General features: G+C 39.6%; 15 protein-coding genes and 1 pseudogene. 14 read left to right on the top strand and 2 right to left on the bottom strand.

Annotation, left to right across the window (positions count from 1 at the left end; genetic code table 11):
• Positions 1 to 32: 32 nt before the first annotated feature.
• The gene (locus QT327_RS15425) at positions 33 to 1,238 is read right to left on the bottom strand and encodes a pyridoxal phosphate-dependent aminotransferase (protein WP_013667237.1); all 1,206 of its coding nucleotides are present in this window, start codon (positions 1,236 to 1,238) and stop codon (positions 33 to 35) included.
• Between the two features lie 208 nt (positions 1,239 to 1,446).
• Here QT327_RS15425 and QT327_RS15420 point away from each other — a divergent pair, with 208 nt between their 5' ends.
• From QT327_RS15420 to QT327_RS15350, 14 genes and pseudogenes are all read left to right on the top strand, one after another.
• A complete protein-coding gene (locus QT327_RS15420) occupies positions 1,447 to 2,424 on the top strand; it encodes a cation diffusion facilitator family transporter (protein WP_149105723.1) in 978 nt (325 codons plus the stop codon).
• A gap of 510 nt (positions 2,425 to 2,934) precedes the next feature.
• Positions 2,935 to 5,124: a glutamine synthetase III family protein gene (locus tag QT327_RS15415; RefSeq protein ID WP_130855778.1), complete on the top strand. Its 2,190-nt coding sequence runs from the start codon at positions 2,935 to 2,937 to the stop codon at positions 5,122 to 5,124.
• Between the two features lie 124 nt (positions 5,125 to 5,248).
• Positions 5,249 to 6,424: an AIR synthase related protein gene (locus tag QT327_RS15410; RefSeq protein WP_013667234.1), complete on the top strand. Its 1,176-nt coding sequence runs from the start codon at positions 5,249 to 5,251 to the stop codon at positions 6,422 to 6,424.
• Between the two features lie 42 nt (positions 6,425 to 6,466).
• Positions 6,467 to 6,898 carry an ATP-dependent zinc protease family protein gene (locus QT327_RS15405; protein WP_130855779.1) on the top strand — a complete coding sequence of 144 codons (432 nt, stop codon included), beginning with the start codon at positions 6,467 to 6,469 and terminating at the stop codon, positions 6,896 to 6,898.
• A 68-nt stretch (positions 6,899 to 6,966) separates the two neighbouring features.
• Positions 6,967 to 7,931, top strand: a pseudogene (gene rimK / locus QT327_RS28260) (30S ribosomal protein S6--L-glutamate ligase).
• Between the two features lie 113 nt (positions 7,932 to 8,044).
• Complete coding sequence (gene rpsL, locus QT327_RS15390; protein WP_002993550.1) at positions 8,045 to 8,458, top strand: 30S ribosomal protein S12; 414 nt, start codon at positions 8,045 to 8,047, stop codon at positions 8,456 to 8,458.
• A gap of 19 nt (positions 8,459 to 8,477) precedes the next feature.
• A complete protein-coding gene (rpsG, locus tag QT327_RS15385) occupies positions 8,478 to 8,945 on the top strand; it encodes a 30S ribosomal protein S7 (RefSeq protein WP_013667231.1) in 468 nt (155 codons plus the stop codon).
• Positions 8,946 to 9,118: 173 nt separating this feature from the next.
• Entirely contained in the window at positions 9,119 to 11,227 is a 2,109-nt protein-coding gene (gene fusA, locus QT327_RS15380; RefSeq protein WP_130855780.1) for an elongation factor G, read from the top strand.
• Between the two features lie 61 nt (positions 11,228 to 11,288).
• Positions 11,289 to 11,594, top strand: a complete 306-nt coding sequence (rpsJ, locus tag QT327_RS15375; RefSeq protein ID WP_013667229.1) for a 30S ribosomal protein S10 — start codon at positions 11,289 to 11,291, stop codon at positions 11,592 to 11,594.
• A 121-nt stretch (positions 11,595 to 11,715) separates the two neighbouring features.
• Complete coding sequence (locus QT327_RS15370) at positions 11,716 to 12,411, top strand: response regulator transcription factor (RefSeq protein ID WP_013667228.1); 696 nt, start codon at positions 11,716 to 11,718, stop codon at positions 12,409 to 12,411.
• A 65-nt stretch (positions 12,412 to 12,476) separates the two neighbouring features.
• A complete protein-coding gene (locus tag QT327_RS15365; RefSeq protein ID WP_289553265.1) occupies positions 12,477 to 12,884 on the top strand; it encodes a hypothetical protein in 408 nt (135 codons plus the stop codon).
• Positions 12,884 to 13,849 (top strand): sensor histidine kinase, encoded by a 966-nt coding sequence (locus QT327_RS15360; RefSeq protein WP_289553264.1) that lies wholly within the window; start codon positions 12,884 to 12,886, stop codon positions 13,847 to 13,849. Before QT327_RS15365 ends, QT327_RS15360 begins: the two co-directional genes overlap by 1 nt.
• A gap of 168 nt (positions 13,850 to 14,017) precedes the next feature.
• Positions 14,018 to 14,512, top strand: coding sequence for a hypothetical protein (locus QT327_RS15355; RefSeq protein ID WP_013667226.1), 495 nt, complete (start codon positions 14,018 to 14,020; stop codon positions 14,510 to 14,512).
• 25 nt (positions 14,513 to 14,537) lie between these two features.
• Positions 14,538 to 15,464, top strand: a complete 927-nt coding sequence (locus tag QT327_RS15350; RefSeq protein ID WP_013667225.1) for a bestrophin family protein — start codon at positions 14,538 to 14,540, stop codon at positions 15,462 to 15,464.
• Between the two features lie 78 nt (positions 15,465 to 15,542).
• Here QT327_RS15350 and QT327_RS15345 read toward each other — a convergent pair whose 3' ends face one another.
• Positions 15,543 to 16,205, bottom strand: a complete 663-nt coding sequence (locus tag QT327_RS15345; protein ID WP_013667224.1) for a carbonic anhydrase — start codon at positions 16,203 to 16,205, stop codon at positions 15,543 to 15,545.
• Position 16,206: the final 1 nt, after the last annotated feature.

The raw sequence follows: 16,206 nt of genomic DNA, 5'->3' as shown, positions 1-16,206 counted from the left end.
TCGGTGATCAAATACGGGTATACGGAATACGTTTAAACTAATTTTTCAAGCGCAATTTTAATGCGTCGCAATGCTTCCGTTAGTTGCTCGTCCGAAGCAGCGTAGGACAAACGGATGCAGTCATTGTTGCCAAATGAATCTCCTCCTACAGTTGCCACATGCGCTTCATTCAATAGGTAAAGTGCCAGATCGGATGAATTAGCAATCGTGTTACCATTTCCATCCTTTCGTCCGAAGAAGGCACTTACATCAGGGAAGAAGTAAAAAGCTCCTTCGGGTAGATTAACCTTTACGTCCTTAATTTCTTTCAGCGCGTTATATACCAACTCGCGCCGACGCTCAAAGGCCTTTTTCATTTCATTTACCGATTCTAGTCCGCCTTCATAGGCCGCAATTCCTGCGCGTTGCGCAATTGAGCAAGTTCCGGATGTGGTTTGTCCTTGAAGTTTGTCATTTGCGGCTGCTATTTCTTTACTAGCTGCAAGATAACCCAAACGCCAACCTGTCATAGCATAAGATTTGGAGAATCCGTTGATCAATATCACACGGTCCTTTACGCTTTCAAATTGGGCAATTGATTCGTGTTGACTTTTAAAATTAATATGCTCATAAATCTCATCAGATATAATATAGATCTGAGGATGCTTTTCAAACACTTCCACTAAAGCAGCGAGTTCATCCTTGCTATAAACGCTACCTGTTGGATTGCAAGGAGAAGAGAACATGAATAATTTCGTTTTATCTGTTATCGCAGCTTCTAATTCTTTTGGAGTGATTTTGAAGTCACTTTCAATGCTGGTATTAATGAAAACCGATTTTCCTTCCGCCAAATTAACCATTTCTGAATAAGACACCCAGTAAGGAGTCGGAATGATAACCTCATCTCCCGGATTAATCACACAAAGTATAGCGTTAGATAGTGATTGCTTGGCACCGGTTGAAACGACAATCTGCGAAATATCATAATCTAAACCGTTTTCTTCCTTTAACTTCTTTACAATGGCTTTTCTTAGTTCGGGATATCCGGGAACGGGAGAATAACGCGTATAGTTTTCGTCCAACGCCTTCTTCGCCGCTTCCTTTATATGATCCGGTGTATTAAAATCAGGTTCACCTACACTAAGGCTAATAATGTTGGCGCCCTGGGCTGCCAACTCCCTACCTAATTTGGTCATTTTTAGTGTGGCCGATTCAGATAGGTTATTGATTCTTTCAGATAATATTGATAGTGTTTCCATTAGATTACAAACCTAAGCAAAATTCTACTATTTTAAATTTTATAACAATCTTTTTGATAAAAAAGTTATGAACTGTGATTTAGGATAGCATATTCGCAACAAAGTGCAATTAAGTCGACTAATTCTTTCAATATGCCTTGAGGCCTTCATTCAATTCACATTGTTATGATTTTTTAATTTTTACCTTTGCACTTTAAGCAGTCTGCGCGTGCAAGAACAGAAAAGGATTATATTATACTCGCTGAGTACCGGTATCATTTTAATGCTGTTTAAATTCACAGCTTACCTCATAACGCACTCTAATGCGATTCTGACCGATGCTGTTGAAAGCATCGTTAACGTAATAGCGAGCGGCTTTGCCTTCTATAGCATTCACCTTTCTTCGCAGCCCAAGGATGAAAATCACCCTTATGGTCACGGCAAGGTAGAGTTCTTTTCGGTCTTTCTGGAAGGCGGTTTGATATTTATCGCCGGACTTTTAATTGTCGGCAAGGCTGTTTATAATATTTTCTTTCCAGAGCAAATTAGTAATTTGCTAGAGGGAATGGGCATGCTGGCTTTTACGGGTTTGGTTAATTTCGCGTTGGGCACTTACATGATAAAAAAAGGTAAGAGCTTGTATTCGCTCACTATTATGGCCGACGGCAAGCATCTACAAGTTGACTCATACAGCACCTTAGGCTTATTGGTAGGATTACTTCTGCTCTATATGACAGGTGTACAGCAAATTGACATAGTGCTTTCCTTAGGATTAGGCTTTTACATTTTATTTAGTGGTTACAAATTATTAAGGAAGTCGATCGGTGGCTTAATGGATGAGTCCGACTTCGAATTAATAAACCAGGTTGTGCAAATATTGGAAGAAAATCGGAAGGACAGCTGGATCGATGTTCATAATTTACGGGTTCAACGCTACGGACACGAACTCCATATCGATTGCCATATGACTTTACCCAACTATTTTGATTTGATAAAAGTGCACGAGGAAGTGTCTCAAGTTGACGCCCTTATCAATAAGAAAGTACATATAGATACCGAACTCTTTATTCACGCAGACCCATGTTTGCCCGCATGCTGTCACTATTGTAATATGAAGAATTGCCCTATTAGGAGTGAGGAAAAAAAAGTGGATATCGTTTGGGATGCGCCACTTGTTATGAGAAATAAAAAGCATTTTGATGTCTAGCGCTCTTACGAAAAACAAATTGAATGGTTAAGGAGTTTACCTAATAAAGCACCTTAACGATGAATAAGTTTTTTAGAGCACTAATTGCAGGATTTACCGCCAAAAAATTGGGAGGTGGATGTTTATCGACTATAATAATTTTTATAATCGTTTATTACGCGCTTGGACATTGCAATTGATAACGAAATAGTGTCTGTTAACTCTATTTTGAATATCCTAAAATCGCGCCATTTTCTTTGTGTCTATGTGAGTGGATTTTTCTTTCTATTGAAAAATATTTCAAAATTCTAATTTATCCTTCAAAATTCTTTAAAATTAGGCCTCAATTCCCGACCTAGGCGAGCACCATTTTATGATTCCCATTTGTGTATTTTAACAACATATTCAGATAATATTTACTTTGTTGATATTTTTTTTGAAGAAATATTAGGAAATTTCGAAAAAATATGATGATTTTTACGGCATAATCTCTAAACAAAGACAAAAAAATAATAAAATCAACACAAAAGCATGTCAAATCTCAGGTTTAGCGCAGTTGAAGCTGCAATTTCTCGTGACAAAAGACCAGCAGTGATAGCCGCTGGAGAAAAAGCTTCCTCATACTTTGGTAAAAATGTTTTTACCGTGAAGAAGATGAAAGAGTATTTGCCGAAAAATGTATTCGCGAAATTAACAAGTGTAATCGAAGCCGGCGAGGCGATCGATTTTGATTTAGCGGAGCATATCTCTCAGGCTATGAAAAGTTGGGCGATCAGCAATGGGGTAAGCCATTACACTCACTGGTTCCAGCCTTTAACGGGCGCAACTGCAGAAAAGCATGATGCCTTTTTTGAGCCTGGCGGTGATGGTGTAGCCATTGAGAAATTTACAGCTGATGCGTTAGTGCAACAGGAGCCGGATGCGTCCAGCTTTCCGAATGGTGGTATTCGTAATACCTTCGAAGCAAGAGGCTATACCGGCTGGGACCCCTCTTCACCTGCATTTATTTATGAAACAGGAGGCAGCAAGACACTTTGTATTCCAACAGTCTTCTTGTCATATACAGGTGAAGCATTAGACTATAAAGCTCCTTTGTTAAAAACCCTAAACGCGTTAGATAAGGCGGCTGTTGATGTTGCACAATATTTTGATAAAGGCGTTGAAAAAGTTTTTGCTTCTTTAGGTATCGAACAAGAATATTTCTTGGTTGATTTAGCCTTATTTAACGGTCGCCCTGATTTGCAATTAACGGGAAGGACTTTATTTGGTCATATGTCTGCTAAAGGTCAACAATTGGAAGATCATTACTTCGGTGCTATTCCTGAGCGGGTACTAGCTTTTATGGTTGACCTGGAGCAAGAAGCGTTGAAACTGGGTATTCCATTGAAGACACGCCACAACGAGGTAGCCCCTTCACAGTTCGAATGCGCTCCGATGTTTGAGGAAATCAATTTAGCAATTGATCACAACCAATTGTTAATGAACTTGATGGATCAAGTGGCTTTGCGTCATAACTTCAAAGTTCTTTTACACGAAAAACCGTATGCTGATATTAACGGATCGGGCAAACACAACAACTGGTCGTTGATTACCAATACCGGCATCAATTTGCTGTCTCCGGGGAAAACCCCTAAAAATAACCTGATGTTTTTGACATTCTTCGTGAATGTTATTCGTGCGGTATATGAGCATTCCGATTTGTTAAGAGCTTCTATCGCTACAGCCAGCAACGATCACCGTTTAGGTGCGAACGAAGCTCCTCCTGCTATTATCTCTATTTTCTTGGGCAGCCAATTAAATGCGGTGTTGGACGAAGTTGAAACGGCACGTGTTGCGAAGAAAGTGAAAGCGGATAGTCAATTGTGGCATGGAATTCCTAAAATCCCTACCTTACAATTAGATAATACAGACCGTAATCGGACTTCTCCTTTTGCATTTACAGGAAATAAGTTTGAGTTCCGTGCTGTAGGTTCTTCTGCAAACTCAGCCAGTCCGATGACGGTATTAAATGCGATCGTTGCAGAGCAGTTGATTAAGTTCAAGGTTGAAGTAGACAAACAAATAAAGAAGGGAACGAAGAAAGATCTAGCGATCTTAAACGTTGTTCGTAAGTATATTAAAGAATCAAAGGCTATCCGCTTCGAAGGTAATGGATATAGCAAAGAGTGGGAAGACGAGGCAGCGAAACGCGGATTGTCTAATATCAAAACAACACCAAGAGCTTTAGATGTTTACGTGAGCGAAAAAACCGAAAAGATGTTCGAATCTTTAGGGATCATGACTAAGCGTGAAGGTGAAGCTCGCCATGAGATCTTATTGGAAAACTACTTCAAAAAGATTCAAATTGAAGCCCGTGTAATAGGCGAAATCGTTAACAGTTCACTTGTTCCTGCGGCTATTACCTATCAGAATGAGCTGATAGAAAACGTTAAAGGCTTAAAAGACCTCGGTGTAAAAGCTTCTGCTTATAAATCGCAATCTGAATTATTGGAGCGTATCGGTGAGCATATCAATATAATACTTGAAGAAGCTGAAGCTATGAGACAAGAGCGTAAGAAAGCCAATGTTTTGGAAGATGTTCGTGACAAAGCTATCGCTTATGACGAAAATGTGAAGCCGTATTTTGATAAGATTCGTTATCATCTCAATAAACTTGAGCAGATTGTTGACGATCGCAAATGGCCTCTTCCAAAATTGAGAGAACTTCTGTTTGTAAGATAAAAGAGGCGGCCAAAAAATACATCCTCAAGGGTTTCCCTTGGGGATTTTTTATTTTTACCCCATCGTATTATATTTATATTAAGGTGTCTAAAATATCATTAGGATTAGTTACTTTTGCAGCCGTATGTCAGATTTAAAGTACAACCAACGCGGTGTTTCGGCCGGTAAAGAAGATGTGCATAATGCCATTAAAAACATTGACAAGGGCTTATTTCCAAAAGCGTTTTGTAAGATAATACCGGATATTTTAGGCGGGGCGGATGATTGGTGTAACATTATGCATGCCGATGGTGCAGGCACCAAGTCCTCATTGGCCTATGTTTACTGGAAAGAAACCGGTGATTTATCGGTATGGAGAGGTATTGCACAAGATGCAATCGTCATGAACATCGATGATCTGCTTTGTGTTGGAGCCTTAGATAATATATTAATTTCGTCCACCATAGGAAGAAATAAGAGTCTAATCCCCGGAGAAGTAATCGCAGAAATCATTAATGGAACGGAAGAAATCCTTCAAGAACTGAGAGATCTGGGGATAGGCATCTATTCGACCGGGGGAGAAACGGCGGATGTCGGCGATTTGGTTAGAACAATTATCGTCGACAGTACAGTTACCTGCCGCATGAAGAGAGCTGACGTGATTTCAAATCATAAGATAGAGGCAGGAGATGTTATTGTAGGGCTTTCCTCTTACGGAAAAGCTGTGTATGAGTCTGAATACAATGGCGGAATGGGATCAAACGGCTTGACATCCGCCCGTCACGATGTGTTCAATAAGTCAGTCGCTGAAAAATATAAAGAAAGTTACGACCCCGCAATTCCTCATGAGCTTGTTTTTTCGGGAAGCAAAGCGCTTACCGATACGATTACTATTGACGGCGAGGAGATTACAATCGGAAAATTGGTCCTTTCGCCAACCCGTACTTATGCGCCCGTTATGAAGGAAGTGCTCGATCATTATCGCCAAGATATACACGGGATGGTTCATTGCAGTGGTGGAGCACAAACAAAGGTTCTGCATTTTATTGATCGTTTCCATATTATTAAAGATAACCTTTTTCCGATCCCTCCCTTGTTCAGACTGATACAAACGGAGTCAAAGACTGATTGGCAGGAGATGTATAAAGTCTTTAATATGGGACATAGAATGGAGTTATACGTTCCGGAGGCGAGAGCAGTCGATATCATTCGCATCGCAGAAAAATTTGGCATTGAGGCTAAAATAGTAGGAAGAGTTGAAGATAGTGAACAAAAGAAGGTAACCGTCCATTCCGAAGTTGGGGAATTTGTTTACTATTAATTATCTTACGCATACATTATAGTTGAGAAATTAGTTAATATTATGAAGATTATCGGCTGGAAGGAGACTGTCGATTTTATAGATTTTAAACTTTATAATGTTCCAGCCAAAATAGATACGGGAGCCAAAACATCCGTATTACATTGTAAGTTCATCGAACTGGTTAAAGTAAAGCGAAAAAATTTTGTTCGTTTCATCCCCTTGGACGACAATTTTGGGGGAAATGGAACAGTTTATATGCTTCCATACCATAAAGAGCGAAAGGTTAAAAACTCGTTTGGGAGTGAAGAAAATAGATTCATAGTAAAAACAGCAATCTCTATATTTAATGAAAATCACGAGATTGAAATTTCGCTTCGTGATCGGTCGGGTATGGAATTTCCGATGTTACTTGGAAGAAGTTTTATCCGGAAGAAATTTCTGGTCGACGTCTCCAAGTCAAATTTATCAAAAAAAGAAAGCAAAACCAAATAGAAACCTAATAACGAAAGAATCACAACTGACCTCTCGAAACAAAACATGATCAGCTGCTGTTGAAACACATGTTTATCGTTGCGTTCAATTTATTTATACATATTGTGAAGATTGCAGTACTGTCAACCAATAAAAATTTGTATTCTACCAAGCGTTTGGTAGAGGCGGCCCTAAAAAGAGGGCATGAATGTGTTGTGCTAGATCATAGGCAGTGTTATGTAGGCATAAAACAGGGGGAGCCCAGTATACATTACAAAGGGCAGGATGTGTCCAATATCGATGCAATCATCCCCAGAATAGGTGCTTCGGTAACCTTTTACGGCTCGGCTATAGTGAGGCAATTTGAAATTATGGGAGTAGCGTCCGCTAATCCAAGTCAGGCTATTACGCGATCCAGAGATAAATTACGATGTATGCAGATTTTATCCGGTGCCGGTATTGGTATGCCGATAACGGGATTTGCACGACAAACAAATGATGTCGATGATTTAATAAAGATGGTAGGAGGGGCGCCTCTTGTGATCAAACTATTAGAAGGAACACAGGGTATTGGCGTTGTCTTGCCGAAACCAGAAAGGCTGCCAGCTCGGTGATCGAAGCATTCTATGGGCTTGGAAACAACATTTTGATACAGGAATATATTAAAGAGTCGAGAGGCGCAGACATCAGGGTGTTGGTAGTAGATGGTAAAGTGGTAGGCGCAATGAAGCGCACTGCTAAAGAAGGCGAATTCCGATCGAATCTTCACCGAGGTGGATCTGCTACCGTCATCAAGTTAACGAAAGCCGAAAAAGAAACCGCTTTACGAGCTTCCGCTGAGCTTGGCCTAACCGTTTGTGGAGTAGATATGTTGCAATCTGATAGAGGTCCGCTTGTTTTGGAAGTGAACTCTTCACCGGGTTTAGAAGGTATAGAAAAGGTTACCGGAAAGGACATTGCTACCCACATTATCGAATTTTTGGAAAAGAAACACCAGCTAAAGAAAGAGCCAAAGGAAAGGAAAAAGAAGAGTAAGGTGGGGCAGACACTTTAGTGTCCCGGTCAATCTTTCTTTTACAATCGATTATGCTTTGATTATCAAATTCTTTTTCATATTTTTGCGGACTTTAATAGAAATAGGACAAAAAGCAAATTAAAAAACAGTAAATGCCTACTATTCAACAATTAGTTAGAAAAGGTAGAGTAGCTCTGGTTGATAAGAGTAAATCACCAGCGTTGGACAGCTGTCCACAGCGAAGAGGTGTGTGTACACGTGTATACACCACTACCCCTAAAAAACCAAACTCAGCCATGCGTAAAGTTGCTCGTGTACGTTTAACCAATGGAAAAGAGGTGAACGCCTATATCCCTGGTGAAGGACACAATTTACAAGAGCACTCGATTGTATTGATCCGCGGAGGTCGTGTAAAAGACTTACCAGGTGTGCGTTATCACATCATTCGCGGTGCCTTAGATACTTCCGGTGTTGCCGGTCGTAATCAACGTCGCTCTAAGTATGGAACAAAACGTCCAAAACCAGGACAAGCTGCTGCAGCTCCTGCAAAAGGTAAAAAGAAATAGTTAAACGGAGGAAATTAAGATGAGAAAGTCAAAACCAAAGAAAAGAATCATTTTACCTGATCCAAAGTTTAACGATATTCAGGTTACACGTTTTGTAAATAACATGATGTACGATGGAAAGAAATCCATTGCATACTCAATTTTCTACAATGCTGTTGATTTGGTTGAACAAAAAACCAATGAAAATGGCTTGGAAACATGGAAAAAAGCACTAAACAATGTGATGCCTTCAGTTGAAGTAAAATCACGTCGTGTAGGCGGTGCTAACTTTCAAGTACCAACAGAGGTTCGTCCGGAACGTAAGATTGCCTTGGGAATGAAGTGGCTGATCAGCTATGCTCGTAAACGTGGTGAAAAAACTATGTACGAGAAATTAGCCGGTGAGATAATTTCAGCTTCTAAAGGTGAAGGTGCTGCTGTTAAGAAAAAAGAAGATACCCATAAGATGGCGGAAGCTAACAAAGCTTTCTCTCACTTTAGGTTCTAATCCAATTACAATGACACAGATTAAATTGAATAACACAATAGCATGTAACAAACTAGTGTGTGTCAATTTAATCTGTGTCGTTTTTTGCCGAAGTATAAAGCAAAGTGGATTTACCAATAGTAGATTCACATTTATATAAGAGTTTAAATACACCTTTAGGGAATATAAAAAAGATGTCAAGAGACTTAAAATTCACAAGGAATATCGGTATTGCCGCACACATCGATGCTGGTAAAACCACTACTACCGAGCGTATCTTATACTACGCCGGAGTTAACCACAAAATTGGGGAAGTGCATGAGGGAGCTTCAACCATGGACTGGATGGTCCAGGAAGCTGAGCGCGGTATTACCATTACTTCCGCTGCTACCACTGTATTCTGGAACTATCGAGGAAGTAAATATCAGGTAAATATTATAGATACACCGGGACACGTTGACTTTACCGTTGAGGTAAATCGTTCTTTACGTGTACTGGACGGATTGGTATTTTTGTTCTCTGCAGTTGACGGTGTAGAACCTCAATCCGAAACTAACTGGCGCTTGGCAGATAACTATAAAGTTTCACGTATCGGCTTCGTTAATAAGATGGACCGTTCAGGTGCTGACTTTTTAAAGGTAGTTAAGCAAGTAAAAGATATGTTAGGTGCTGATGCAATTCCTTTGCAATTACCAATCGGTGCTGAGGATAACTTCAAAGGAGTTGTTGATTTGATCAATAACCGTGGGATCGTTTGGAATGAAGAAGATAAGGGTATGACCTTTACTGAAGTGCCTATCCCTGAGGATATGGTTGACGAAGTTGCCGAGTGGAGAGAGAAGCTATTGGAATCGGTAGCGGGTTACGATGAATCGTTGATGGAGAAATTCTTTGAAGATCCTAACTCGATCTCAGAACGTGAAATCTTAACAGCACTTCGTAAAGCGGTAATTGACAATGCTATTGTGCCAATGGTTTGTGGATCGTCCTTTAAAAATAAAGGGGTTCAAACCATGTTGGATTTAGTAATGGAGTTGTTACCGTCCCCGCTAGATCAAGAAGCGGTAAAAGGAACAGATCCTCGGACTGATGCAGAAATTATTCGTAAACCTTCTGTTGACGAACCATTTGCTGCACTAGGTTTCAAAATTGCAACGGATCCATTTGTGGGCCGCTTATGCTTCATTCGTGTTTATTCGGGCATATTGGAAGCAGGTTCCTATGTTTATAATACACGCTCAGGCAATAAGGAGCGTATATCTCGTATCTTCCAAATGCACGCGAATAAGCAAAATCCTATTCCAAATATCGGAGCAGGTGATATCGGTGCAGTTGTTGGTTTCAAAGATATCAAAACCGGGGATACCCTTTGCGATGAAAAACATCCAATTGTTTTAGAATCCATGACTTTCCCCGAACCGGTAATTGGTTTGGCGATTGAGCCTAAGACGCAAGCCGATGTTGACAAGCTGGGTGTTGCTTTGGGTAAATTAGCTGAAGAAGATCCTACCTTCGTGGTACAAAGTGATGAAGAAACAGGCCAAACGGTTATCAAAGGTATGGGTGAGCTACACTTAGATATCTTAATTGATCGTTTGAAGCGCGAATTTAAAGTAGAAGTAAATCAAGGCGCTCCGCAAGTGGCTTATAAAGAGGCGATTACGGCAGAAGCTGCGCACCGCGAAGTATACAAAAAGCAAACCGGTGGTCGTGGTAAGTTTGCGGATATACAAGTAGTTATTTCTCCAATCGATAAAGATTACGAGAAAGGCGGCTTACAATTTGTGAATGAAATCGTAGGTGGAGCAATTCCACGTGAATTTATTCCTTCAGTACAGAAAGGTTTTGAAGCAGCCATGGTAAATGGTGTGTTAGCGGGCTTCCCGGTAACGGATATGAAAGTTCGATTGGTAGATGGATCTTTCCACGCGGTCGACTCCGATGCACTGTCTTTCGAGATTGCCGCCCGTACTGCCTTCCGTGAAGCACTACCGAAATGTCGCCCCGTGTTAATGGAGCCGATCATGAAAATTGAGGTGCTTACACCGGAAGAAAACATGGGAGATGTAATGGGTGACTTAAACCGTCGCCGCGGACAGCTTCAAGGTATGGATACACGTAACGGATCTCAAGTAATTAAAGCACTTGTGCCACTTTCTGAAATGTTCGGTTATGTGACTCAATTGAGAACAATTACATCCGGTCGCGCTACTTCTACCATGGAGTTTGATCACTATGCAGAAGCACCTAAAAACGTTCAGGACGAGGTGATTGCAAAAGCAAAGGGTAAAGTTAAAGCCTAATTTTTAAATCTGATGTTCCGTTATAAATAGCTCTAACGGAACATCATTAATATAACATATAATGAGCCAAAGAATCAGAATTAAATTAAAATCGTACGATTACAATTTGGTTGACAAATCAGCCGAAAAGATTGTAAAAACTGTAAAACCTACAGGAGCTGTAGTAAGCGGTCCAATTCCACTTCCTACTGAAAAGAAAATTTACACCGTTTTACGTTCACCACACGTGAATAAAAAAGCGCGTGAACAATTTCAGTTATGCTCTTATAAAAGATTGTTAGATATTTACAGCTCTAACTCAAAAACAGTTGACGCTCTGATGAAACTTGAATTGCCTAGTGGTGTAGAAGTTGAAATCAAAGTTTAATGATTTTAGTTTTCTTTAGAACAAGAAGCGAGGGCCAAACCCCTCGCTTTTTTTGTTTAGGGACATGATATAAGCCATAAAATGTGTATTTTAGCAATTAACGCTTTTTTATTTAATAAGTATGGCCAATAAAATCTTAGTTATCGAGGATCAGTCGAAATTAGCATCGTTAATTCAAAGGGGACTCAGCGCAGATGGTTATGACGTTCGGATTGCTTCCGATGGAGAATTGGGCTTGGACATGATATACCACAACGCATTTGACCTTATTGTTTTGGATGTCATGTTGCCTGGAATTAGTGGAATTGAAGTTTGCCAACTGTTGCGTAAAGAAAATAACCCCGTTCCTATTCTAATGCTAACCGCATTAAGTGCAACAAACAATGTTGTAACCGGATTGGATTCAGGAGCGGACGATTACATGGTTAAACCTTTTAAATTCGAGGAACTGAAAGCTCGCATTCGCACATTGGTGAGAAGGGCAAATGGCACTAACGGTCAGCAGAATCCAGCTTCGTCTACTATTCGAATTATGGACTTAGTATTAGATATGGATGCGCGGATCGCTACTCGAGGTGGTAAAGAAATTGCCTTAACGGCAACCGAATACCGTTTGCTGGAATTTATGATGAAAAACAAAAATAAAGTACTAACGAGAATCGAGATTTTAGAACATGTCTGGGACATCAATTTTAATATGGGAACCAACGTGGTAGACGTTTACGTAAACTATCTTAGGAAGAAGGTAGACAAAGGTTTTGACGTAAAATTGATTCATACGATGATAGGAGTCGGTTACTCGATCAAAGAAGCTTAAATATTGAGACTGTCGAAACAAGTGCGGTATAAGCTTCTCTGATGATAAAGAATATGTTGACTTAGATGAAAATCCAAAGTAAGTTTGTCCTTCTTTTCTTCTGTGTTGCGCTCGGATTAATTTCCATTTTAATGGGAGCTATCTTCTTTTTTACGCAGCAGTATGCTTTTGAAGATTTCTATAAGCGCTTGGAGGCAAGGGTGAATATCGGTGCTGAGGTATATATGCAGGAAGACGAACTGACCATCTACTATTACCGACGGATACGAAATCGTTATCTCGAAAGATTACCGGCAGAAAGCGATTTCTTCTTTCGTGTTGAACATGGAAAGGTAATTCCAAAAAAGGGAGCGCCGCAACTGCCGAAGAGCTTTTTTACGGAAATACTAAAAAAAGGCCGTAGTCGATATAATAACCGGAACGATTTTTTTGCCGGTCGATTTTTAAGTCGGAGAAAGGCGATTTCATTGTAGTGGTTTACGCCAAAGACCCTTCCGGTTTCCGTGAACTGGCCATGCTTCAAAAAATATTGATCATCGGTTTTTTTATATCTATTCTGGTTGTTTATTTCATCGGCAAGGTTTTTTCTCAACAAATTTTCAAACCTTTTTCGCAAATTATTAAAAAAGTGCAGGAAATAACGGCTGATAACCTGCATCTACGCTTGCCTGGACGTAAAGGAACGGATGAGCTGGCTGAAATTACCACAACATTTAATGATATGCTGGATCGATTGGAAACTGCATTTGATACACAGAGTAATTTCATCAGTAATGCTTCTCACGAGCTACGAACTCCCATTAGCATTATATCCGGGGAAGCAGAATTGGCTATGGGTAGCGGTGAATTGCCAGAATCACATAAACAATCCTTGTCGGTCATTATTAGCGAAGCTGATAAATTACAGGAGATTATCAGTGGCTTACTTTACCTTGCCAAAACGTCTGCAGATAAAAGTAAGCAACCAAAAGAGCGGGTGCGCATGGATCAGCTTTTAATGAATATTAAAAAGATCACCGATCAGGTGAATCCCGGTTGTGAATTGAGGTTAACCTTTGAAGACTTGCCGGAGGAGGAAGATGAACTTACGGTGATGGGATATGAACATTTGTTACAGCTGGCTTTATCTAATATTGTGACAAATGCCTGCAAATACTCCGACAACAAGCCAGTACGAATTCATTTAAAAACTTCTAATAAACATATTCTCATTAATGTTTTAGACGAAGGGATAGGTATCCCCGAACAAGAAAAGAAATACATCTTCGAACCATTTTTCAGGGCATCCAATACTCATTTTTATGAAGGACATGGTGTAGGGTTACCTTTAGCCTTAAAAATAATTCGCTTACACAGAGGCACAATCGATATTAGAACCCAAGTAAATTCCGGAACAGATATCACTGTTTTACTGCCAAGCGTTGCCAATCATAAATAAGGTCATAGCTTGATTTTGCCTAAAACTCTAATCCTATTTTAATTTTATCCTTAATCTTCTTTAATGAGTTTCTTATTTCTTTGTAAAGTTAGGTAAAATGAGCAATTGTTTGTGGGAGCTTTAGCAATGTTCTTTTTTATTGATTTTTAAGCTAAAAGGAGACATTTTATGAAGAAAATTCTTATTCCGACTGATTTTTCAGGCCAATCATTGGATATTCTGACCGATTATCTTTTGTCTTGCAATGAAAAAGAGGTATCTGTTTTATTCTTTAGCGTAGTGAAACTTTCTGATTCTATAACTGATTTGTTGCTTTTGTCGAAAAGGACTAAAGAAATAGAATTGATCCCAAGATCGTTCGAAAATTATTGTAGATGTATACAGGATGAGTTCGAAAGGATTAAAGATGTAAGATTTGAATACTTTTACGGGAATACAATTGCACTTTTTAGAAACTTTTTGGATGCAAACCGTATCGATGAAATTGTTTACGATCCTTCTATTGAATTACAGATGATTACCAAGGAGAGTTCCGATCCCATTGATCTAATTGAAAGGTGTAAATGGAATAAATGGGTTCCATCAAGAAAGCAGATGGGCAGTAAATTAACCGAGGAGGAGAAAGCAATTTATGCTCGGGAATTAGAAAGAGCGCTCCTATAAATCAAAAAACTTAAAGAATTTACTTATGCTACTGAAAAACAATATACCCATAGGATACGTGCTTGGTAAAGTAAAATACGACAGCGCGCTGGTTGCCATATATGCCATTGTTGTGACGGTTTCACACCAACTGAACATATTTAATTTTGACATTCCAATAGGAGGAGTGCCTGCGATTCTTGGAACGGTTATTTCCTTATTACTGGCTTTTCGTTCAAATCAAGCTTATGATCGTTGGTGGGAGGCCCGCATTGTTTGGGGAGCTATCGTAAATGATTCAAGAAGTTTCGCAAGGCAGGTTATTACATTTATTGGAAATCTTTACGATTCAGGAAGCACCGGCGAATTGAAAGAAAGACTGATTAAACGTCAAATCGCATGGAATTATGCGTTAACGAAGTCGTTGCGGAAACAAGATCCGTATAAAGATATCAAAAGGTTATTATCCGAATCTGATTTTGAGTTTGTCAAGGCTTATGACAATGTACCTAATGCTTTACTTAAGTTGCAAGGCATGGACATTAATAGGGCGACAAATGAGGGGCTTTTAAACCAATTTCAACAGATTGAATTAGAGAGAACCTTAATGAAGCTGACCGATTCGATGGGGAAATGCGAACGCATAAAAAGTACGGTATTTCCTGAAACGTATACACTATATATACGTTTGGCAATTTATCTATTCATTACGGTGCTGCCATTCAGCCTTTTCGGTTTGTTCGGATATATATCTATTCCTTTGGTTATCGCCATCGGTACGTTGTTCCTTTTAATAGAAAAGATGGCTGTACATTTGCAAGATCCATTTGAGAATAAGCCGACGGATACGCCTATGTCTACCATTTCCGCAAAAATCGAGCGGGATTTAATGCAAATGTGGCTTGATGATCGAATGGAAGATCAGCGAGATGAAGCGAAAAATGCAGATCGAAAAATGTTCTATATACTTTAATTAACCTAACCTTTATCCGTTAAAAAAGCCGGTAGAGATTATCTCTACCGGCTTTTTAACTATAATCGCCATAGCCTATTATTTATAAGCGAAGACATCATCCAATTGGGTGCTTTCTGTAAAAGTTAAGTCAAGGTCAATCAACCTGCCTGTTTCCAGTTCAATAACCATACCGTGAACAGCTAAATCGTCCCTTTCCTTCCAGGCGTTTTGGATGATGGTTGAGGTGCAGAGATTAAATACCTGTTCTGCAACATTCAGTTCAACCAAGCGATTCACCTTAGCAGTAGAGTCGGTAATAGCATCGATTTCGCCTTTATGTAAGCGATAAACGTCTTTAATATGGCAAAGCCAGTTGTCAATTAAGCCAAACTGCTTTTGACTAAGAGCAGCAGCCACGCCGCCGCAACCATAGTGCCCTGCAACGATAACATGTTTAACCTTTAATACATTTACTGCATAGTCCAATACACTCAACATATTCATATCCGAATGAATACACATATTTGCAATATTTCTATGCACAAAAACGTCTCCCGGTCTTGTATGCGTGATTTGATTTGCCGGTACACGACTATCTGCGCAGCCGATCCAAAGAATCTCAGGACGTTGTCCCTTGGCTAATTCTTTAAATAAGCCCGTTGTATCGCTTGCTACTTCATTAACCCATGCGTCATTTCCTGCCTTAATTCTATTAAATGTTTCTTCTAAAATGGGATTCTTAAAAGCTTTGTTCGACATA

Origin of the sequence: Olivibacter sp. 47, from assembly GCF_030372825.1 — a bacterium.
Classification (GTDB): Bacteria; Bacteroidota; Bacteroidia; order Sphingobacteriales; family Sphingobacteriaceae; genus Olivibacter; species Olivibacter oleidegradans.
Note: the sequence above shows the minus strand (reverse complement) of the source record. Positions and strands in the feature narration are given on the sequence as shown.

What these genes read in the sequence shown, in the direction of transcription:
- fusA (WP_130855780.1), top strand. Translation starts at nt 9,119, where the DNA reads ATGTCAAGAGACTTAAAATTCACAAGGAATATCGGTATTGCCGCACAC.
- QT327_RS15370 (WP_013667228.1), top strand. Translation starts at nt 11,716, where the DNA reads ATGGCCAATAAAATCTTAGTTATCGAGGATCAGTCGAAATTAGCATCG.
- QT327_RS15425 (WP_013667237.1), bottom strand. Translation starts at nt 1,238, where the DNA reads ATGGAAACACTATCAATATTATCTGAAAGAATCAATAACCTATCTGAA.
- rpsG (WP_013667231.1), top strand. Translation starts at nt 8,478, where the DNA reads ATGAGAAAGTCAAAACCAAAGAAAAGAATCATTTTACCTGATCCAAAG.
- rpsL (WP_002993550.1), top strand. Translation starts at nt 8,045, where the DNA reads ATGCCTACTATTCAACAATTAGTTAGAAAAGGTAGAGTAGCTCTGGTT.
- QT327_RS15355 (WP_013667226.1), top strand. Translation starts at nt 14,018, where the DNA reads ATGAAGAAAATTCTTATTCCGACTGATTTTTCAGGCCAATCATTGGAT.
- QT327_RS15410 (WP_013667234.1), top strand. Translation starts at nt 5,249, where the DNA reads ATGTCAGATTTAAAGTACAACCAACGCGGTGTTTCGGCCGGTAAAGAA.
- QT327_RS15350 (WP_013667225.1), top strand. Translation starts at nt 14,538, where the DNA reads ATGCTACTGAAAAACAATATACCCATAGGATACGTGCTTGGTAAAGTA.
- QT327_RS15345 (WP_013667224.1), bottom strand. Translation starts at nt 16,205, where the DNA reads ATGTCGAACAAAGCTTTTAAGAATCCCATTTTAGAAGAAACATTTAAT.
- QT327_RS15405 (WP_130855779.1), top strand. Translation starts at nt 6,467, where the DNA reads ATGAAGATTATCGGCTGGAAGGAGACTGTCGATTTTATAGATTTTAAA.
- QT327_RS15365 (WP_289553265.1), top strand. Translation starts at nt 12,477, where the DNA reads ATGAAAATCCAAAGTAAGTTTGTCCTTCTTTTCTTCTGTGTTGCGCTC.
- QT327_RS15415 (WP_130855778.1), top strand. Translation starts at nt 2,935, where the DNA reads ATGTCAAATCTCAGGTTTAGCGCAGTTGAAGCTGCAATTTCTCGTGAC.
- rpsJ (WP_013667229.1), top strand. Translation starts at nt 11,289, where the DNA reads ATGAGCCAAAGAATCAGAATTAAATTAAAATCGTACGATTACAATTTG.